The sequence below is a fragment of the Nonomuraea africana genome (assembly GCF_014873535.1).
Taxonomy (GTDB): domain Bacteria; phylum Actinomycetota; class Actinomycetes; order Streptosporangiales; family Streptosporangiaceae; genus Nonomuraea; species Nonomuraea africana.
This window is the reverse complement of the sequence record NZ_JADBEF010000001.1, coordinates 5,477,566-5,496,589: the sequence shown is the minus strand read 5'-3', so window position 1 is coordinate 5,496,589 and position 19,024 is coordinate 5,477,566. Positions and strand designations below refer to the sequence as shown.

19 protein-coding genes are annotated in these 19,024 nt (G+C 69.4%); 16 read left to right on the top strand and 3 right to left on the bottom strand.

The genetic code is table 11. From position 1 onward, the window contains the following. The first annotated feature begins 6 nt into the window (after positions 1-6). The 14 genes from H4W81_RS25970 to H4W81_RS25905 all read left to right on the top strand — a co-directional run bounded on the left by H4W81_RS25970 (position 7) and on the right by H4W81_RS25905 (position 15,456). Entirely contained in the window at positions 7-1,008 is a 1,002-nt protein-coding gene (locus H4W81_RS25970; protein WP_192777208.1) for a LacI family DNA-binding transcriptional regulator, read from the top strand. Between the two features lie 29 nt (positions 1,009-1,037). After that, positions 1,038-1,961, top strand: a complete 924-nt coding sequence (locus tag H4W81_RS25965; RefSeq protein WP_318781957.1) for an aldose epimerase family protein — start codon at positions 1,038-1,040, stop codon at positions 1,959-1,961. Between the two features lie 321 nt (positions 1,962-2,282). Then, positions 2,283-3,248 (top strand): carbohydrate ABC transporter permease, encoded by a 966-nt coding sequence (locus H4W81_RS25960; RefSeq protein ID WP_192777206.1) that lies wholly within the window; start codon positions 2,283-2,285, stop codon positions 3,246-3,248. Next, positions 3,232-4,095: a carbohydrate ABC transporter permease gene (locus H4W81_RS25955; protein WP_192777205.1), complete on the top strand. Its 864-nt coding sequence runs from the start codon at positions 3,232-3,234 to the stop codon at positions 4,093-4,095. The genes H4W81_RS25960 and H4W81_RS25955 overlap by 17 nt, the downstream gene beginning before the upstream one ends. Before the next feature lie 43 nt (positions 4,096-4,138). Beyond that, positions 4,139-5,410 (top strand): ABC transporter substrate-binding protein, encoded by a 1,272-nt coding sequence (locus tag H4W81_RS25950; RefSeq protein ID WP_192777204.1) that lies wholly within the window; start codon positions 4,139-4,141, stop codon positions 5,408-5,410. Between the two features lie 61 nt (positions 5,411-5,471). Beyond that, entirely contained in the window at positions 5,472-6,758 is a 1,287-nt protein-coding gene (locus H4W81_RS25945) for a Gfo/Idh/MocA family protein (protein WP_192777203.1), read from the top strand. 3 nt (positions 6,759-6,761) lie between these two features. After that, the gene (locus H4W81_RS25940) at positions 6,762-7,889 is read left to right on the top strand and encodes an alpha/beta hydrolase family protein (RefSeq protein WP_192777202.1); all 1,128 of its coding nucleotides are present in this window, start codon (positions 6,762-6,764) and stop codon (positions 7,887-7,889) included. Beyond that, positions 7,880-8,869, top strand: a complete 990-nt coding sequence (locus tag H4W81_RS25935; RefSeq protein WP_192777201.1) for a LacI family DNA-binding transcriptional regulator — start codon at positions 7,880-7,882, stop codon at positions 8,867-8,869. The genes H4W81_RS25940 and H4W81_RS25935 overlap by 10 nt, the downstream gene beginning before the upstream one ends. An 81-nt stretch (positions 8,870-8,950) precedes the next feature. Further along, the gene (locus tag H4W81_RS25930) at positions 8,951-11,452 is read left to right on the top strand and encodes an FtsK/SpoIIIE family DNA translocase (RefSeq protein WP_192777200.1); all 2,502 of its coding nucleotides are present in this window, start codon (positions 8,951-8,953) and stop codon (positions 11,450-11,452) included. Positions 11,453-11,529: 77 nt separating this feature from the next. Continuing rightward, positions 11,530-12,300: a helix-turn-helix domain-containing protein gene (locus H4W81_RS25925; protein ID WP_192777199.1), complete on the top strand. Its 771-nt coding sequence runs from the start codon at positions 11,530-11,532 to the stop codon at positions 12,298-12,300. Positions 12,301-12,356: 56 nt separating this feature from the next. Then, positions 12,357-13,766, top strand: a complete 1,410-nt coding sequence (rimO, locus tag H4W81_RS25920; protein WP_192777198.1) for a 30S ribosomal protein S12 methylthiotransferase RimO — start codon at positions 12,357-12,359, stop codon at positions 13,764-13,766. Continuing rightward, a complete protein-coding gene (gene pgsA, locus H4W81_RS25915; protein ID WP_192777197.1) occupies positions 13,763-14,335 on the top strand; it encodes a CDP-diacylglycerol--glycerol-3-phosphate 3-phosphatidyltransferase in 573 nt (190 codons plus the stop codon). The genes rimO and pgsA overlap by 4 nt, the downstream gene beginning before the upstream one ends. A 4-nt stretch (positions 14,336-14,339) precedes the next feature. Beyond that, positions 14,340-14,843, top strand: coding sequence for a CinA family protein (locus tag H4W81_RS25910; RefSeq protein WP_192777196.1), 504 nt, complete (start codon positions 14,340-14,342; stop codon positions 14,841-14,843). Between the two features lie 256 nt (positions 14,844-15,099). Next, entirely contained in the window at positions 15,100-15,456 is a 357-nt protein-coding gene (locus H4W81_RS25905) for a helix-turn-helix domain-containing protein (RefSeq protein ID WP_183660494.1), read from the top strand. Between the two features lie 11 nt (positions 15,457-15,467). Here H4W81_RS25905 and H4W81_RS25900 read toward each other — a convergent pair whose 3' ends face one another. Beyond that, positions 15,468-16,247, bottom strand: a complete 780-nt coding sequence (locus H4W81_RS25900) for an Fpg/Nei family DNA glycosylase (RefSeq protein WP_192777195.1) — start codon at positions 16,245-16,247, stop codon at positions 15,468-15,470. Further along, positions 16,234-16,821 (bottom strand): TetR/AcrR family transcriptional regulator, encoded by a 588-nt coding sequence (locus H4W81_RS25895; protein WP_192777194.1) that lies wholly within the window; start codon positions 16,819-16,821, stop codon positions 16,234-16,236. The genes H4W81_RS25900 and H4W81_RS25895 overlap by 14 nt, the downstream gene beginning before the upstream one ends. 96 nt (positions 16,822-16,917) lie before the next feature. Between H4W81_RS25895 and H4W81_RS25890 the strand changes: the two genes are divergently transcribed. Then, positions 16,918-17,106, top strand: a complete 189-nt coding sequence (locus H4W81_RS25890) for a hypothetical protein (protein ID WP_192777193.1) — start codon at positions 16,918-16,920, stop codon at positions 17,104-17,106. Here the strand turns inward: H4W81_RS25890 and H4W81_RS25885 are convergent. Then, on the bottom strand, positions 17,037-17,486 hold the full coding sequence (locus tag H4W81_RS25885; RefSeq protein ID WP_192777192.1) for an RrF2 family transcriptional regulator: 450 nt from the start codon (positions 17,484-17,486) through the stop codon (positions 17,037-17,039). The genes H4W81_RS25890 and H4W81_RS25885 overlap by 70 nt on opposite strands. A 226-nt stretch (positions 17,487-17,712) precedes the next feature. Here H4W81_RS25885 and H4W81_RS25880 point away from each other — a divergent pair, with 226 nt between their 5' ends. Next, positions 17,713-18,873 carry an ROK family transcriptional regulator gene (locus H4W81_RS25880; protein WP_192777191.1) on the top strand — a complete coding sequence of 387 codons (1,161 nt, stop codon included), beginning with the start codon at positions 17,713-17,715 and terminating at the stop codon, positions 18,871-18,873. Positions 18,874-19,024 lie beyond the last annotated feature (151 nt).

Sequence of the window (19,024 nt, the reverse complement as noted above, 5' to 3'; positions counted from 1 at the left end):
GGCGCCATGGCGGTGACGATCAGGGATGTGGCGCGGGAGTCGGGGGTGCATGTCTCGACGGTGTCGCGGACGTTCTCGGCTCCGCATCTGGTGAATGCGGAGACGCGTACGCGGGTGTTGGCGGTGGCTGAGGGGTTGGGGTATCGGCCGAATCGGGCGGCGCGGGCGTTGACGACGGGGCGTACGCATAATTTGGGGTTGATCGTGGCGGATATCGCGAATCCGTTTTTTCCGCCGTTGATCAAGGCTGCGCAGGCTCAGGCTCGGGAGCGGGATTATCACGTGTTCGTGGCGGACACGGATGAGGATCCGTTGTTGGAGCAGGAGTTGATCGAGACGTTGTGCAAGCAGGTGGATGGGGTGTTGTTGTGTAGTCCGCGGTTGTCGAATCGGGTGATCGAGCGGTTGCGGGCGCAGGTGCCGTTCGTGGTGGTGAATCGTCGGTTGAAGGGGTTGACGACGGTGTTGATGGATGTGGGGCAGGGGGCGAGGGCGGCGGTGGAGCATGTGGCGGGGCTGGGTCATCGCCGGATGGCCCTGCTCTCGGGACCGGCCGGATCGTGGACCAGCGGCGAGATGCGCCAGGCCGCCACCGACACCGCCGCCGAACACCACATGGAGCTCTCGGTGCTGGGGCCGAACGAGCCGACCGAGCACGGTGGCCTGGCGGCGGCCGGAGCGGTGGCGGCTTCGGGGGTGACGGCCGTGCTCTGCTACAACGACCTGGTCGCGCTGGGATTGATCGAGGGACTGCGGCAGCGGGGCCTCGGGGTCCCCGACGACGTGAGCGTCATCGGTGTGGACGACAGCCTGCCGGGCCGGCTCAGCAGGCCGAAGCTCACGACGATCACGATGCCCACGGCCGCCGCCGGTCGCATGGCCGTCGACCTGCTCCTCGCCACGATTTCGGGCTCCGCCGGCACGGCAGGGCCCGCTCCACACACCACCGCCAGGCTGGAAACGGGCCTGGTGATCAGAGAATCGACTCAGAGAGTGAGCTCACCGTGAGATTTGGGTCCACGCCGGCTGGAGAGACGGTGGACCGGCACGTCCTGTCGAACGGCAGGACGCGCGCGTCGATCCTGACGCTCGGCGCCATCGTCCAGTCGATCGAACTGCCCGATGGAACCGACGTCGTCCTCGGTCTGCCCACCGTGGCCGACTACCTCGAGCGCAGCCGCTACTTCGGCGCCGTGGTCGGCAGGTACGGCAACCGCATCGCCAACGGCAGGTTCACCCTGGACGGCGTCACCTACCAGCTGGCGCTCAACAACAACGGCCACAGCCTGCACGGCGGGGAGCGCGGCTTCGACAAGCGGATCTGGCGGGCCGAACCGGACGGCGAGCGGGCCGTCGTGCTGACCTACGTCAGCAAGGACGGCGAGGAGGGCTATCCGGGCACACTGACCGTGTCGGTCACCTACACCCTCACCGACCGTGACGAACTGCGCATCGACTACCGTGCGCGCACCGACGCGCCGACCGTCCTCAACCTGACCAACCACTCGTACTTCAACCTCGCCCGCCCCGCGGACGTGCGAGGGCACGTCGTCACGATCGAGGCCGACCACTACCTGCCGGTCGACGAGGGCAAGATCCCCCTGCCCGGCGCGCCGGAGCCGGTGGAGGGCACGCCGTACGACTTCACCCGCCCCACGCCCGTGGGGGAGCGGTTGGACGGTTGCTACGACCACTGCTACGTCCTGCGGCCCGGCGGGGTGATGCGGGTGGAGGAGCCGCTGAGCGGGCGCGCGATGGAGGTGACGACGACAGAGCCCGGTGTGCAGTTCTACACCGGCCACATGCTGGACGGCGTCGGCACGCCGTATGGCAGGTTCGCCGGGCTGTGCCTGGAGACGCAGCGCTTCCCCGACGCGCCGAACCGCCCGGACTTCCCCTCGGCCGTGCTCAGGCCGGGGGAGGAACACCAGTCGACCACCACCTACAGGTTCACCGGCTGAGCTAGACCCGTCCGTCCCGGGGAATCGTGTCGCACGATTCCCCGCTTCGCCATGCGCCGCCCGCGACTGCAACCGCTTGTAGCAATGAAGTCTCATTTGCCAAGATTGTTAGAGCGTCTTCATCTCGTGGTAACGCGCTCACCTGCGAATATGTCACAGGCGATATATCGATAACAGCGCGGTAACGCCTGCAAAGGGTTGACGTAACTTTCCCCGGCGCTATAGGAAAGCGCCATCCATTCACGTCACATCGGGAGGTCCCGTGATGACGACTGAGTCAAGAAATGTCCGGGCTCGATCCATCCATCCAGGGGTCCCGCCGTGGTTGATTCGCTGTCGTTGAAGTCCGAGGTCGCGGCTGAGCCCTCTGCTCCCAGGCGGCGGAGGCCCGCCGCCTGGGAGCGCTCCCGGCGTAAGGCGCTGACGGCCTACGTCTTCCTGGCGCCGTGGTTCGTGGGCCTGTTCCTGATCACGATCGGCCCCATCGCCGCCTCGCTCTACCTGTCCTTCACCGACTACAGCCTGCTCGACGAGGCGAAGTGGGTCGGGCTGGACAATTACACGAAGATGTTCAACGAGGACCCCAGGTTCTGGACCTCGCTGAAGGTGACCACGATCTACGTGGTGGTCTCCGTGCCCCTCCAGCTCGGCTTCGCTCTCGGGCTGGCCCTGCTGCTGGACCGCGGGCTGCGGGGCCTGTCGTTCTACCGCTCGATCTACTACCTGCCCTCGCTGCTGGGCGGCAGCGTCGCGATCGCGATCCTCTGGCGGAAGATCTTCGGCGCCGACGGCCTGGTGAACTCGGTGCTCGGCCTCTTCGGCATCCAGGGCACCAGCTACGTGAACAACCCCGACACCGCGCTGGGCACGCTGATCCTCCTGCACGTGTGGACGTTCGGCGCCCCGATGGTCATCTTCCTGGCCGGCCTGCGCCAGATCCCACGCAGCTATTACGAGGCCGCCGCAGTGGACGGCGCGACCCCGCTCCGGCAGTTCAGAACCATCACCCTCCCGCTGCTCACGCCGATCATCTTCTTCAACCTGGTGCTCGAAGTGATCAAGTCGTTCCAGTCGTTCACGCAGTCGTTCATCGTAAGCAACGGCTCGGGCGGGCCGAACGACTCGACGCTCTTCTACACGCTCTACCTCTACGTCAACGGGTTCAAGGAGTACGAGATGGGCTACGCCGCGGCGCTGGCCTGGGTGCTCGTCCTCATCATCGCCGGTCTGACCGGGGTCAACTTCCTCGCGTCCAAGTATTGGGTCTTCTATGGCGACAGCAAGTAGGCGGCTGCCGGTCCTCTACCGGCGCCGCGTCAGCAGGGGTGCCAAGCACCTGATGCTCATCGGCTTCGGCCTGGTCATGCTCTACCCGCTGCTGTGGATGATCTCCAGCGCGCTCAAGCCCGAAGAGCTGATCTTCAGGGAGCCGGGACTGATCCCGAGCGAGGTCACCTTCGACAACTTCACCGAGGGCTGGACGGCGCTGGCCCACCCGTTCGGCTACTACATGTGGAACTCCGCCGTCGTCACCGCGCTGTCGATCGTCGCCAACCTGGCCGCGTGCTCGATGGCGGCCTACGCCTTCGCCAGGCTGAACTTCCCGATGAAGAAGTTCTGGTTCGCCATCATGCTGGGCTCGATCATGCTGCCGCTGCACGTGGTGATCGTCCCGCAGTACATCATGTTCTCCAAGCTCGACATGATCAACACGGTGTGGCCGCTGATCCTGCCTAAGTTCCTGGCCCACGACTCGTTCTTCATCTTCCTGATGGTCCAGTTCATCAGGACCCTGCCGCGCGAGCTGGACGAGGCGGCCTCCATCGACGGAGCGGGTTACTGGCGCACGTTCTTCCGCGTCATCATGCCGCTCTGCACCCCCGCGCTGGCCACCACGGCGATCTTCACCTTCATCTGGACCTGGAACGACTTCCTGAGCCAGCTGCTCTATCTCAACAACCCGGACAACTTCACCGTTCCCGTGGCGCTGCGCACCTTCCTGGACTCCAGCGGCGAGTCGTCGTGGGGACCGATGTTCGCCATGTCGATCATCGCGCTCGGCCCGATCTTCGGCTTCTTCCTGGCCGGCCAGAAGTACCTGATCCGTGGTGTGGCCACCACGGGTCTCAAGTAGTCCTCTTCACCCCCTGCCCATGATCAAGAGGAAGGACGGAGAGATGCGCTCTCTCAAGACCGCGGCTCTGCTCGCCGCCGCCGCGATGGCCCTGGCGGCCTGCGGCGGCGGCAGCGGTGGCGAGGCCTCCGGTGGCGACAAGGTCAAGCTGCGCTTCTCCTACTGGGGCAGCGACTCCAGGCAGAAGCTCACCGAGCAGGTCATCGCCGCGTTCGAGAAGAAGAACCCGACCATCGACGTGGTCGGAGAGTTCTCGGACTGGCCCAGCTACTACGAGTCGCTGGCCACCAAGGTGGCGGCCGGCGACGCCCCCGACGTCATGACCATCGAGATCCGCGGCCTGGCCGAGTACGCGGGCCGCGGCGCACTCGCCGACCTGACGGGCAAGGTCAACACGGCCGACCTCGACCAGCAGGTGCTCGCCTCCGGCAGCGTCGACGGCAAGCAGTACGCCATCCCCACCGGCGTCAACGTGTTCTCCATGCTGGCCAACAAGGCCATCATCGAGAAGGCGGGACAGAAGCTGCCCGACGACAAGACCTGGACCTGGGACGACTTCGTCGGCCTCGCCCAGAAGATCACCGAAAAGGGAGACGGGACGGTCTACGGCGCCGAGTACAACTTCAACCCCGCGTACCTGACCATCTTCGCGGCGCAGCGCGGCGAGAAGTTCTACGACAACGGCAAGATCGGCGTCACGCCCGAGACGCTCAAGGCCTGGTGGGCGACGTTCAGCAAACTCATCGAGACCAAGGGCTCGCCCGACGCCGCGAAGATGGGTGAGATCGCCGCGGCGGGTCAGGAGCAGTCGCTGATCGCCACCAACAAGGGCGCCTTCGGCATGTGGTGGAGCAACCAGCTCGGCGCGATGGCCAAGTCGTCGGGCCAGGAGCTGACCCTGCTGCGCCTGCCGAAGCTGCCCGAGGCGGCGAACGCCGGCATGTTCCTCCAGCCGGCCATGCACTGGACCGCCTCCAGCAAGAGCGAGCACCAGGCCGAGGCCACGAAGTTCATCGACTTCCTGATCAACGACCCGGAGGCGGGCGGCCTGCTCCTGAGCGACAGGGGACTGCCGATCAACTCGAAGGTCCTCGAGGCGATCAAGGGCAAGCTGCCCCCCGCCGACCAGCAGACGCTGACCTTCCTCGACTCGGTGAAGAGCGAGCTGTCGCCGGTGATCGTGCCGCCCAAGGGCGGCTCGAAGATGGAGGACATCCTCAAGCGCTACTCCGAGGCCGTGACCTCCGGCCAGCAGAGCCCCGACGAGGCGGCCACCAAGCTGCTCGAAGAGGCCAACGCGGCACTGGCCGGCTGACGACCACTTCCACCGCCGTACGGCTCTCGCGAGCCGTACGGCACATCCATCGGGGAGACAGATGAAATACGGCATCGCAGGACTCGGGCACCGTGCCCAGATGTACGTCGGCGCGCTGACCGGCGACTGGCGTGACACCGGCGAGATCGTCGCCTTCTGCGACACCAACCAGACCAGGATGGACTACTACAACGAGCTCCTGGGCACGCCGGTCCCGTGCTTCGCGCCCGGCGAGTTCGCCGCGCTGCTGGAGCTGTGCGACGCGGTGATCATCACCACGGTGGACGCCACCCACGCCGCCTACGTCTGTGCCGCGCTGGACGCCGGCAAGCACGTGATCGTGGAGAAGCCGCTCACGACCGACGCCGAAGGGTGCGCCGCGATCGCCGCCGCCGCCGAGCGGAGCACGGCGTCCCTGATCGTCACCTTCAACTACCGCTACTCGCCGCGCAACTCCGCGGTGCGGCGCCTCATCATGGACGGCGCGATCGGCGAGGTCACCTCCGTCCACTTCGAGTGGGCGCTGGACACCATCCACGGCGCCGACTACTTCCGCCGCTGGCACCGCGAGAAGGCGAACTCGGGCGGCCTGCTCGTGCACAAGTCCACGCATCACTTCGACCTGGTGAACTGGTGGCTGGCCGCCGCGGCGCGCAGCGTGTACGCCCAGGGCGAGCTGCGCTTCTACGGTGCGGAGAACGCCAGGGCCCGCGGGCTGGCCGCGCGTCCCGAGCGCGGTCAGGGCGCCCCGGGGCTGGGCACCGACCCCTTCATCCTCGACATCTCCGCCGACCCGAGACTCAAGCGGCTCTACCTGGACGCCGAACACGAGGACGGGTACCTGCGCGACAGGGACGCCTTCAGCGAAGGCATCACCATCGAGGACAACCTGGCCGTCCTGGTGCGCTACGACAACGGCGCCATGCTCACCTACTCGCTGAACGCGCACGCTCCGCACGAGGGGTACCGCGTCGTCTTCAACGGCACCGCCGGCCGGATCGAGCTGGAGGTGTGCGAGCGGTCGTGGACGCCTGCGCACGCCGCGATCGACCCGAGCGCCGCCGCGAAGGAGCACGCCGCGGGCTCGTGGGAGCGGCTCACCCTGCACCAGCACTGGCAGCAGACGAGGGAGATCCCGATCGAGCGGGGCGAGGGCGGACACGGCGGCGGTGACCGGCTCCTGCTGAACGACGTCTTCCGCGGCCCCGACGACGACCCGCTGGCAAGGCAGGCGGGCTACGTCGACGGGATCCGCAGCGTCATGGTGGGCGCGGCGGCCAACGAGTCGATCCGTTCGGGCCGGGCGATCCAGCTGGCCGACGGCGGCACGCGCATGGCCGACAGCTGAGCCGTGCCCGATCCACTCGACCCGCGCCGCCTGCGGCACCTCGGCGACTTCTCCGGGCTGGCCGAGCTCGCCATGACGCAGCGAGAGCTGTTCCCTCCGCCGGGCCTCGGCCTGCGCGACAGCGCCCGTGAGGTCCTGGGCGTGCTCGAACTGACCGCGGCCGACGTGCGCACCGAGCGGACCTGGACGGCGGACGGGCTGTCGGGAGAGGAAGTCTCGTGGGACGTCGGATTCGGCCCGCGGACCCACGCCTACGTGCTGCGTCCCGATCGCGCGGGGGACGGCGTGCTCCCCGGCGTCGTCGCGCTGCACTGCCACGCGGGAATGAAGTGGGCGGGCAAGGAGAAGATCGCCGACGGACCCGAGGGCCCTTCGCCCGAAGTGGCCAGGCTGAGAGCCGCGCTCTACGACGGACGGGCGTGGGCGGCGGAACTGGCCCGGCGCGGGTTCACCGTGCTGGTGCCCGACGTGCTGGGCTGGGGCAGCCGCCGGTTCCCGCCCGCCGACATGCCGGACGGCGCGCCGGGCGAGTCCGGCGTGCCCCTCAGCGAGGCCGACCGCTACGACCTGGCCGCCGCCCGCCACGAGCACGTGCTGGCCAAGTACTGCACGGTGCTGGGCACGTCGTACGCGGGCGTCGTCGCGGGAGAGGACCTCGCCGCGGCGGCCTACCTGCGCTCGCGCGCCGACGTGGGGGCGGTCGGCTGCGCCGGCCTGTCGGGCGGTGGCCTGCGCGCGGCCCTGCTCGGCGCCTTCGACCGCGACGTCGACGCGGTCGCCGTGGTGGCCATGATCTCCTCCTACCGCGACCTGCTGGACGGGTTCGTGGCCCGCCACACCTGGATGTTGTATCCTCCCGGGCTGTCCCGGCTGTGCGACCTGCCCGACCTGGTCGCCAGCGGCGCGCCCAGGCCGTTGCTCGTCTGGTACGGCGAGCGGGACGAGATCCTGCCACTGAGCGGGATGCGCCGGGCGCATGCGATGATCGCGGCACACTATCGGCAGGTCCAGGCCGGGTACACGGGGATCTTCGCCGACGCGGGGCACAGCTTCGGCCGCGCCGCGCAGGAGCGGGTCTTCGGCTGGCTCGCCCGCCACTTGGAAGCAGACGGAGGTACGGCGTGGCGGTGACGATCAGGGATGTGGCGCGGGAGTCGGGGGTGCATGTCTCGACGGTGTCGCGGACGTTCTCGGCTCCGCATCTGGTGAATGCGGAGACGCGTACGCGGGTGTTGGCGGTGGCTGAGGGGTTGGGGTATCGGCCGAATCGGGCGGCGCGGGCGTTGACGACGGGGCGTACGCATAATTTGGGGTTGATCGTGGCGGATATCGCGAATCCGTTTTTTCCGCCGTTGATCAAGGCTGCGCAGGCTCAGGCTCGGGAGCGGGATTATCACGTGTTCGTGGCGGACACGGATGAGGATCCGTTGTTGGAGCAGGAGTTGATCGAGACGTTGTGCAAGCAGGTGGATGGGGTGTTGTTGTGTAGTCCGCGGTTGTCGAATCGGGTGATCGAGCGGTTGCGGGCGCAGGTGCCGTTCGTGGTGGTGAATCGTCGGTTGAAGGGGTTGACGACGGTGTTGATGGATGTGGGGCAGGGGGCGAGGGCGGCGGTGGAGCATGTGGCGGGGCTGGGTCATCGCCGGGTCGCCCTGCTCTCGGGTCCCGCGTCCTCCTGGACCAGTGAGGAGATGCAGGCCGCCGCCACGCTGGCCGCGGGTGAGTACGGGGTCGACCTGTCGGTGCTGGGGCCGAACGAGCCGACCGAGCACGGTGGCCTGGCGGCGGCCGGAGCGGTGGCGGCTTCGGGGGCGACGGCCGTGCTCTGTTACAACGACCTGGTCGCGCTCGGCCTGATCGAGGGGCTGAGGGAGCGCGGTCTGCGGATTCCCGAGGACGTGAGCGTCATCGGCGTGGACGACAGCCTGCCGGGCCGGCTCACCAGGCCGAAGCTCACGACGATCACGATGCCCACGGCCGCCGCCGGTCGCATGGCCGTCGACCTGCTGCTGGCCGCCGTCAACGCGGGCGACGCCGGCACGCCGACGCTCGCCAGGCTGGAGACCCACCTGGTCGTCCGCGAGTCCACCGCCGCGCCCGCCCGTCACTGAGCGTCTCCTCTCCACCCCGACATAAGGGATATCGGCGAGCCTCCACGCCATCGCCCGGGTCTCCGACGTACCTTTGGCATCATGGCCACCCGTACGCCGAAAAGCTCATCGAAGGGGCCGGCGAAGCGGTCGACCTCGTCACGCCCGACTCCGGCCAAGCGGACGACCGCGCAGTCCTCCGCGCGATCAAAGGCGAAGACGTCGGCGTCGGCCCGCAGACCCCCCGCCACCCACCAGGACCCGATCAGCTGGGTCTTCACCATGATCGGCAAGCTGATCGTCGGGCTGTGGATGCTGGTGGCCAACGGCATCGGCGGCGCCGCCAGAGCGCTGGGCAACCAGGCGCGCGAGCTCGACCCCGCGCACCGGCGCGACGGCGTGGGCCTGGCGGTGCTGGCGGCCGCCATCGTGCTGGCCGCGATGACCTGGCGCCAGTCGAAGGGCGCGGTCTCCGAGGTCGTCGCCGCCGTCGCGCACGGCGTGTTCGGCGCGCTGGCCTGGGCCATCCCGCTGCTGCTAGGCCTGCTGGCCTGGCGCTTCCTGCGCCATCCCGACCAGAACGCCGACACGGGGCGCATGGTGATCGGCTGGGGCGCGCTGCTGACCGGCGTGCTCGGGGTCATCCACGTGGTCAACGACGTGCCGTACCCGGCGGGTGACGCCACCGACGGCATGGACAAGGTGTCGGCGGCCGGCGGCATGGTCGGCTTCATCGTCTCGGCCCCGCCCGCCAGCATCCTGCCCGCCTGGGTGACGATCCCGCTGCTGCTGCTCCTGTCCGGGTTCGGCGTCCTGGTGATCACCGCCACGCCGGTGCACCGGATCCCCGAGCGGCTGGGCGAGCTGCGGCACATGCTGTTCGAGAAGAGCGGCCCGCCGAAGCCGGGCGACCAGACCAGGAAGCGGGTCAGGACCAAGAAGCCCGACCTGCCCGACGGGGTCAAGCCGTACGACAGCCCGGTGATCGCCGAGAAGGACAAGCACTCTCCCGAGATCGTGCCCGGCCTGGTCGATGACGAGCCGCAGGAAGCTCCCGAGCCGCCGAGGCCCGTCGTGGCCGCGGCGCCCGAGCCGACTCCCGCGCCGCGCAAGGTCGAGCAGCTGGTGCTGTCGCCGCAGGCGGGACCGTACGTCCTGCCCGACCTGCAGTCGCTGAGCGCCGGCAGCGCGCCCAAGCAGGAGACCAAGGCGAACAAGACGGTCGTCAACGCGCTGACCAGCGTGCTGGAGCAGTTCACCATCGACGCGCAGGTGATCGGCTTCACCAGGGGGCCGACCGTCACGCGCTACGAGATCGAGCTCGGCCCCGCCGTGAAGGTGGAGAAGGTCACCGCGCTCACCAAGAACATCGCCTACGCCGTGAAGTCGGCGGACGTCCGCATCCTGTCCCCGATCCCCGGCAAGTCGGCCATCGGCGTCGAGATCCCGAACGCCGACAAGGACCTGGTCGCGCTCGGCGACGTGCTGCGCTCGCAGGTGGCCCAGGCCGACCACCATCCGATGATCGTCGGACTCGGCAAGGACGTCGAGGGCCGCACGATCGTGGCGAACCTGGCCAAGATGCCGCACCTGCTCATCGCGGGCGCGACGGGCGCGGGCAAGTCCGTCTGCGTCAACGGGCTGATCACCTCGATCCTGCTGCGCGCCACGCCCGACGAGGTGCGCATGGTGCTCGTCGACCCGAAGCGCGTGGAGCTGTCGGTCTACGAGGGCATCCCGCACCTGATCACCCCGATCATCACCAACCCGAAGAAGGCCGCCGAGGCCCTCGAGTGGGTGGTGGGGGAGATGGACCGCCGCTACGACGACCTGGCCGCCAGCGGCTTCAGGCACGTGGACGAGTTCAACAAGGCGGTGCGCGCGGGCAAGCTGGTGCCGCCGCCCGGCAGCGAGCGGGTCTACCAGCCCTACCCCTACCTGCTGGTGATCGTCGACGAGCTGTCCGACCTGATGATGGTCGCCCCGCGCGACGTCGAAGACTCCATCGTCCGCATCACCCAGCTGGCCCGCGCGGCCGGCATCCACCTGGTGATCGCCACCCAGCGGCCCTCGGTGGACGTGGTCACCGGCCTGATCAAGGCCAACGTGCCCTCCCGCCTGGCCTTCGCCGTCTCCAGCCTCACCGACTCGCGGGTCATCCTCGACCAGCCCGGCGCCGACAAGCTGATCGGCCAGGGCGACGCGCTGTTCCTGCCGATGGGCGCAAGCAAGCCGATCCGCCTGCAGAACGCCTTCGTCTCCGAGAAGGAGATCGCCGGGATCGTCGCGCACTGCAAGGCGCAGATGCAGGCCGAGTACCGCGACGACGTCGCGGCGGTCGCGGTCAAGAAGGAGATCGACGAGGAGATCGGCGACGACCTCGACGTGCTCATCCAGGCCGCCGAGCTCATCGTCACGACCCAGTTCGGCTCCACCTCGATGCTGCAGCGCAAGCTCAGGGTCGGCTTCGCCAAGGCGGGCCGGCTGATGGACCTGCTGGAGTCGCGTGGCGTGGTCGGGCCGAGCGAGGGCTCGAAGGCTCGCGAGGTGCTGTTGAAGCCCGACGATCTGCCCGGATTGCTGGCCGACTTGCGCGGGGAGTGACCCCTGCGCACCCTTGCCCCCGGTTACTGATTGAATATGGGTAACTACGCAACGTCGGGGGCGGGGAGGCGTTCGTCGTGAACGAACAGACCATCGGAGTGGTGCTGGCCGAGGCCAGGCGGGCGGCAGGGCTGACAGTCGGGCAGCTGAGCGCGATCACGAAGATCCGCGAGGCGCTCCTGTACGCCATCGAGCGTGACGACTTCTCCCTGTGCGGGGGCGACTTCTACACCAGGGGGCACGTCAAGGCCATCGCCAAGGCCGTCGGGCTCGACCCCGAGGCCATGGTCCACCTCTACGACGAGCAGCACGGCGGGCTGCCACAGCCGGTGCGGGCCGCCACGGTCTTCCAGAGCAGCAAGGGCGTGAAGCTGCGCGAGCGCGGCCGGCCCAACTGGACGATGGCGCTGGGCGTGGCGCTCGCCATCGTGGTGGTCTTCGGGGTGGTCAGGGTCATGGGCGGCGCGGGGCAGGTCCCCACGGCCGGGATCACCCCCGTGTCCTCCACGGGGCCGACCGTGCCGCCGAACGCGCCGGCCTCACCGGCTGAGCCCCGCCGTACGGCGGCGCAGTCGACGCAGAAGGACAGCGATCTGGTCGTGGTGAAGGCGAAGGCGAAGCGCTCGTCCTATATCAACGTGCGCGACTCCAAGGGCAAGAAGCTCTTCGCCGGCACGCTGCGGGCGGGCAAGAGCGACACCTGGACGGCCAGGGCGGGGGTCAATCTCCTGCTGCGCGACGCGGGTGCGGTCTCGCTCCAGGTCAACGGCAAGAACCTGGGCACGCTGGGGGCCAGCGGCGAACAGGTCAGGCGCACCTTCGGCCCGGAGACGCCTCCTCAGAGGTGACTAGTGCGGGGGACGTGCGACGGTAGTGGCCAAGTGCCGATACCGTAGTGTCCACCATGTCATCCCGCCGAACCGTATCGCTGATCACTCTGGGCTGCGCGCGCAACGAGGTCGACTCCGAGGAGCTCGCCGCGCGACTCGACGCTGCCGGTTGGCAGCTGGGTGACGACGACCCAGACGTCGTCGTCGTCAACACGTGCGGCTTCATCGACTCGGCGAAGAAGGACTCCATCGACACGCTGCTGGCCGCGGCCGACTCGGGGGCCAAGGTGGTCGCCGCGGGTTGCATGGCCGAGCGCTATGGCAACGAGCTGGCCGAGGCACTGCCCGAGGCCAGCGCGGTCATCTCCTTCGACGACTACACCGAGATCGGGGAGCGCCTCGACGACGTGCTCGCCGGCCGGTCGCTGAAGCCGCACACGCCGCGCGACCGTCGCCTGCTGCTGCCCATCTCGCCCGTCGAGCGGGCCTCCGCCGCGAAGGCCGGCATCCCCGGCCACGGCGACCTGCCGACGGGCCTCGCGCCCGCCAGCGGCCCGCGCGTGCTGCGCAAGCGGCTTGACGAGAGTCCCGTCGCCTCGCTGAAGCTGGCCTCGGGCTGCGACCGCCGCTGCTCGTTCTGCGCCATCCCGGCCTTCCGTGGCGCATACGTCTCACGCGCGCCGGAGGAACTGCTCGCCGAGGCCGACTGGCTGGCCCACCGCGGGGTCAGGGAGCTGGTCCTGGTGAGCGAGAACTCCACCTCCTACGGAAAAGACCTGGGCGACCTGCGCGCCCTGGAGAAGCTGCTGCCGCAGCTGGCCGCCGTCGAGGGCATCGAGCGGGTGCGGGCCAGCTACCTGCAGCCCGCCGAGCTGCGCCCCGGGCTGCTCGACGTCATCGCCGCCACCGAGGGCATCGCCCCCTACTTCGACCTGTCCTTCCAGCACGCCAGCGGCACCGTGCTGCGCAGGATGCGGCGCTTCGGCGACCCCGAGCGCTTCCTCGGCCTGCTGGAGCAGATCAGGGCCAAGGCGCCCGAGGCGGGCGTGCGCTCCAACTTCATCGTGGGCTTCCCCGGCGAGACCGACGAGGAGTTCGGCGAGCTGGTCGGCTTCCTCGAGGCGGCCAGGCTCGACGTCATCGGCGTCTTCGGCTACTCCGACGAGGACGGCACCGAAGCGGCGACCTTCGAGTCGAAGGTCGCCCAGGAGGTCGTCGACGAGCGGGTGCGCATCCTGACCGAGTTGGCCGAGGAGCTGACCTCCCAGCGCGCGGAGGAGCGCATCGGCACCGAGGTCGACGTGCTGATCGACGAGGACCTCGGCGACGGCGGCTACGAGGGCAGGGCGGCCCACCAGGGGCCCGAGGTCGACGGCTCCGTCACCGTGCAGGGCATCGGTCTGGTTCCCGGCCAGATCGTCAGGGCGGTCGTGGTGGACGCCGAGGGGGTCGATCTGATCGCCCGGATCAAGGCCGGTCCATGACCCCGGACGAGCGCCGCGTGGTAAGTCCGTGGAACATCGCCAACGTCCTCACGGTCCTACGGTTGGCGCTCGTCCCCTTCTTCGTGGTCTGCCTGTTCCTGCCGGGCGACGGCTGGCGGGTCGCGGCCCTGGTCGTGTTCGGCGTGGCCTCGCTCACCGATCACCTGGACGGCGAGCTGGCCAGGCGCTACCACCTGATCACCGACTTCGGGAAGATCGCCGACCCGATCGCCGACAAGGCGCTCACCGGCGCGGCGCTGGTGAGCCTGTCGGTGCTGCAGGAGCTGCCCTGGTGGGTCACGATCGTGATCCTCGGTCGCGAGCTCGGCATCACCGCGCTGCGGTTCGTGGTGATCAGGCACGGGGTGATCCCGGCCAGCTACGGCGGCAAGGTCAAGACCGTCCTGCAGATCGCCGCGATCGTGCTCTATCTCCTGCCGGGCGTGCCCGGCGTGCTGCGTTGGGTGGTCATGGGGGCCGCGCTGGTCGTGACCGTCGTAACCGGGGCCGACTACGTCATCCGCGCGATCAGGCTGAGGCAGGTGGCCAAGCGGGCCAGGGCGGAGTGAGCCGATGAGAACCGACGTCCTCGGCGCCGCCGGCGTCATTCACCTCCTGATCCGCCAGGGCGCCACGCTCGCCGTGGCCGAGTCGCTCACCGGCGGGCTGCTCGGTGCGACCTTCACCGCGATGGGCGGCGCCTCGGCCGCCTTCAGGGGCGGGATCATCTGCTACGCCACCGATCTGAAGCGCGAGCTGCTGGCCGTACCGGGGGATCTGCTCGAGAGGGAAGGGGCGGTGCATCCCGAGGTGGCCGCGGCGATGGCGCGGGGGGTGGCGAGGCTCTGCGGCGCCACGTACGGCCTGGCGGTCACCGGAGTGGCGGGCCCCGACCCGCAGGACGGCAAGCCGGTCGGCACCGTTCACGTCGCGCTGAGCGGCCCTGAGGGCAAGATCTGGCACCGCGATCTGGTCCGCGGAGGGTCGCGCGGGCGCATCAGGCAGCGGACTGTGGACGAGGCTGTAGATCTCCTCGCAGGTGTGCTGAAGACGAACATGGGGGAACATTCCGGGTGATTACCGTGTTACGTCCCGAGCGAACATGCGAACCACGGTCTGACGCGGTGTCGGTGGATACAGGTACGGTGGAGCTGTGAGTGAGGTCCGTGAGCCATCTGCAAGCCCCGCGAGCCAGGCTGGCGGGCCCAACGATCCGCGCAGGCGCCCGATGATGACGGCGAGGAGTATGTACGAAGCGAAGAAGAAAAACGGGCGGCACGATCCGATCGCGCATGGCACGGTGAAGAACACCGCGCCGGGGAGGGAGCGACAGATGATTCTGCTGCGTCAGCTTCTTGGAGACGTTCTGAGGCGGCTGCGGGTGCGGCAGGGACGCACCCTTCGCGAGGTGTCGACGCTGGCGCGCGTGTCTTTGGGCTACCTGTCCGAGGTTGAGCGTGGTCAGAAGGAGGCCTCCTCCGAGCTGCTCGCCTCGATCTGTGGTGCTTTGGGTGTCCCCCTGTCCCAGGTGTTGCGTGAGGTTTCCGACCAGTTCGCGCTGGCGGAGCTGCAGGCCGCTCCTGTGCTCGCGGACGTGCCGGAGCGCGAGCGACTGCCGTTGTCCGAGACGGTCCCCGGATCGATCTCCGACTCGGTCTTCCCCGAAGTCAAGGACATGGTCGCGGCCTGACCGCACGGGGCTCAGTCCCGTTGGCAGTGGTCACACCACAGGATGAGGCGTTCCTGCGGTGCTGATCCCATCTCCCCTCGCCTGATGCGAGATCCGCATCGGCGGCAGGGTCTGCCGGCCCTGCCATAAACCCACGTCTCGTAGCCACGACGGCGATCACCGGTGGTGACGGTGCCCGCATGCGGGATGTTGGCCTCCAGCAGCCGTTGCGCCAGCGAGACCAGGCCGTCGAGGTCCTCGATGTCGCCCACAGGACGCCAGGGCGACACTCCCCTGAGAAACAACGTCTCCGCACGGTAGATCGTGCCGATCCCGGCGAGATTGCGCTGGTCGAGCAGCGCCTCTCCGATCGTCGTGTCCTGATGCGCCCGCAGCCGCCGTACCGCCTCCCCCTGATCCCAGCCGGGGCCGAGCAGGTCGGGCCCGAGGTGGCCGATCACCGTGTTCTCGTGCTCGGTCCTGAGCAGATCGACGATGCCCAGCCTGACGCCCACGGCCTGCCATTCGGCGTTGGCCAGCACGAGCCTGACCAGATCACCCCGTGGCAGGCGGCGGCTCTCGGGCATGATGTCCCAGTGGCCGTCCATGCGCAGGTGCGTATGGACGGTGAGGCCGCCTTCGACCCGGGTGAGCAGATGCTTGCCGTACGAGACGGTCTCCAGGACCGCGCGCCCGGTCAGGTCGGCGGTGGCGTGGCGCGGCACCCTGAAGTCGGACCTGGTCAGCACGCGGCCGTCGAGCGCCTGCCGCAGGCGGCGCGCGGTCCGGTAGACGGCGTCACCCTCGGGCATGCTCGTCCACCCAGGTGTCCACGAGCGTGGTGAGCTCGTCGAGGGCCGCCTCCACCCTGGGCCGGTCGCCGGTGGTGAGAAGGTCGTTCATGAGGCCCGCGTAGGCGGCGTTGACCAGCGTGGACAGGCGCAGCGCGGCGGGGGCGGGGACGCCGCGCCGGCGCAGCAGCTCCGCCACGAACGCCGTCCTGTCGGCGAGCAGTCCCGGCACGTGTCCCGCCAGGCGACCGCCCGCGGCCAGCCCTTCGATCTCGCGGATGAGCCTGGCGACGGGCAGGTTGTCCTCCCGGAGCTGCCAGTCCCAGGTGCGCCTGACGATGGTGCCCACGCTGTCGTCGCCGTCCCAGCCGGGCAGCTCGCGCAGCCAGGCCCGGTGCCTGGCGTCGAGGCGCTCCATGGTGGCCGACAGGAGCTCCTCCTTGTCGGCGAAGTGGTGGGTCAGGACCCTGGTGCTCTTGCCGAGGTGCTCGGCCAGCGGACGCATCGACAGCGTCGACAGGCCGTGGTCGGCCAGGTAGTCGACGATCGAGTCGAGCAACTCGGCTCGCCGCCGCGGGTCGGCCGTCCTCACCACGCCTTCCTCCTTCACCCCTGATGGGTCACGAGTGTTACCTTATCTGGGTAACACTCGTTACCTTTATGGAGGTAAGCATGGAGACGCGCCTGGCAGGTGTCGGCGGGCGGCGCGCTGGGCGGGCTGCTGATCGAGGGGTACGGCCCCGGCGCCCTGCCGGTGGGCGCCGCGGTCGCCGAGCTGGTGGCGCTGGCGCTGTTCTGGTGGGCGAGCCGTCAGTCCCAGGCGGCCGGGTCGGCGGCGAGTGAGCGGACCCGCTCGGGCAGCGCGCCGCTGGCGACCTGATCGAGCGTGACCTCCTCCAGGATGGCCCGCTCGGTGGCGCGCAACGCGATCCAGACCTGCTGCAGTGACTCGGCCGGGCCCCGGTAGCCGACGTGCTCGGGACGCTCGCCCCGCACGTTGGCCAGCGGGCCGTCGACCGCGCGGATCACGTCGGCCAGCGAGATCTCCGCCGCTGGACGCGCCAGCACGTAACCGCCCTCGGGGCCGCGCTGCCCGCGCACCAGCCCGGCCCGGCGCATCTGCAGCAGGATGTTCTCGAGGTACTTGGGCGGCATGTCCTGCTCCTTCGCCAGCTCGCCCACTGTGGTCGGGCCGGCGCCTGCTGCGGCGAGTTCGGCGGCGGCACGGAGGGCATAGTCGACACGAGCGGAAAGGCGCATGTTGTCAATTATCCCTCCTGGTCAACACTGGTTATGCGCGGGGAGACCGGCACGCCGGCCGATTCGGCCCGCACCCCGCCGGTGACCAGCACATGATCGATGCGTTGCTCCGGCGCATCGAGCGCGAGGGGACGGGGCCGGCCGCGGCCGTCCACCGCGAGGTCAGGGGAGTATGAGTGATCCTCACGTCCTGCGAGTCATCAGGCAGGAGGGCTAAGCTTTGCCCGTGGAGCGACGTCCTGGTGTGCCCAGGTTGCTGAGGGAGATCAACGACCGGGCCGCGCTGGAGTTGCTGCTCGACACCGGGCCGATGACGAGGGGGCAGATCGGCGATCTGACGGGTCTGTCCAAGGTGACCGCCTCCCAGACCCTGGCCAGGCTGGAGGAGCGCGGGCTGGTCGAGGTCGTCGGTGAGCAGGCCGGTGGGCGGGGGCCGAATGCCGCGCTCTACTCCGTGGTGGCCTCCAGCGCCTACGTCGCGGGGCTCGACGTCGGGCCCGAGCTGGTCGCGACGGCGATCGCCGACATCCACGGCAAGACGATCGCCGAGGTGACGGTCGCGCCCAACGGGCACGACGACCCGGTCTCCGTGGTGCACAGCGCGGTCGTCAAGGCTTGCCGCAGCGCCAAGGTGAGCCTGGCCAAGCTGCGCGGCGTGGTGATCGGCACGCCCGGCGTGGTCGACCCCCGCAGCGGCGACGTGCGCTTCTCCTTCGACCTGCCCGGCTGGCACGAGGGCATCCATGAGGCGCTGGCCGGTGACCTCAAGCGCGAGGTCACGATCGAGAACGACGTCAACCTGGCGGCCCTGGCCGAGCGCGCGGCGGGCGCGGCCAAGGGCGTCGACGACTTCGTGCTGCTGTGGGCTGGTCGCGGGCTCGGCCTCGCGGTGATGCTCGGCGGCAGACTGCACAGGGGGCGTTCGGGCAGCGCGGGCGAGATCGGCTACCTGCCGGTGCCGGGGGTGCCGCTGGCCGAGGACATCAGGGCGGTGCCAGGACGGCTGCCGTCGCTGGCGGGCGGGCTGCAGTCGCTGGTCAGCGCCGAGGCGGTGGCCGAGCTCGCCTCAGGCTACGGCTTCGCGGGCATCGCGGAGGCCGTAGCCGACGGCGCGCGGGGTGAGCCGCTGCTCGACGAGATCGCGCACCGGCTCGCGCTCGGGGTGGCGGCGGTCTGCGTGGTGCTCGACCCGGGGCTCGTGGTCCTGGCGGGTGACGTGGGGAAGGCGGGCGGGGCGGCGCTCACGACCCGCGTGGAGGAGGCCGTCGCCCGGATCTGCCCGATCAGGCCCCAGGTGGTGACGACGGCGGTGGAGGACAACCCGGTGCTCCGCGGCGCCGTCCTCGCCGCCCTCGACCAGGCCCGCGAAGAGATCTTCGCCTCCTGACCCCAGGAGACTCAGAGCCATCGACGCCCGAGAGCCCCGGCCTTCTGAGAGCCCCCGGCCTTCCGCGAGCCCCGGCCTTCCGCGAGTTCCGGCCCTCCGAGACTCCCGTCTCTCTGAGCGCCTTGGTCCTCCGAGACTTTCGGAGTGAGGG

Bases quoted from the DNA above. Each gene is read 5' to 3' on its own strand.
- H4W81_RS25945 (WP_192777203.1), top strand. From the start codon at position 5,472: ATGAAATACGGCATCGCAGGACTCGGGCACCGTGCCCAGATGTACGTC.
- pgsA (WP_192777197.1), top strand. From the start codon at position 13,763: ATGACCCCGGACGAGCGCCGCGTGGTAAGTCCGTGGAACATCGCCAAC.
- H4W81_RS25950 (WP_192777204.1), top strand. From the start codon at position 4,139: ATGCGCTCTCTCAAGACCGCGGCTCTGCTCGCCGCCGCCGCGATGGCC.
- H4W81_RS25955 (WP_192777205.1), top strand. From the start codon at position 3,232: ATGGCGACAGCAAGTAGGCGGCTGCCGGTCCTCTACCGGCGCCGCGTC.
- rimO (WP_192777198.1), top strand. From the start codon at position 12,357: ATGTCATCCCGCCGAACCGTATCGCTGATCACTCTGGGCTGCGCGCGC.
- H4W81_RS25930 (WP_192777200.1), top strand. From the start codon at position 8,951: ATGGCCACCCGTACGCCGAAAAGCTCATCGAAGGGGCCGGCGAAGCGG.
- H4W81_RS25910 (WP_192777196.1), top strand. From the start codon at position 14,340: ATGAGAACCGACGTCCTCGGCGCCGCCGGCGTCATTCACCTCCTGATC.
- H4W81_RS25885 (WP_192777192.1), bottom strand. From the start codon at position 17,486: ATGCGCCTTTCCGCTCGTGTCGACTATGCCCTCCGTGCCGCCGCCGAA.
- H4W81_RS25900 (WP_192777195.1), bottom strand. From the start codon at position 16,247: ATGCCCGAGGGTGACGCCGTCTACCGGACCGCGCGCCGCCTGCGGCAG.
- H4W81_RS25905 (WP_183660494.1), top strand. From the start codon at position 15,100: ATGATTCTGCTGCGTCAGCTTCTTGGAGACGTTCTGAGGCGGCTGCGG.
- H4W81_RS25970 (WP_192777208.1), top strand. From the start codon at position 7: ATGGCGGTGACGATCAGGGATGTGGCGCGGGAGTCGGGGGTGCATGTC.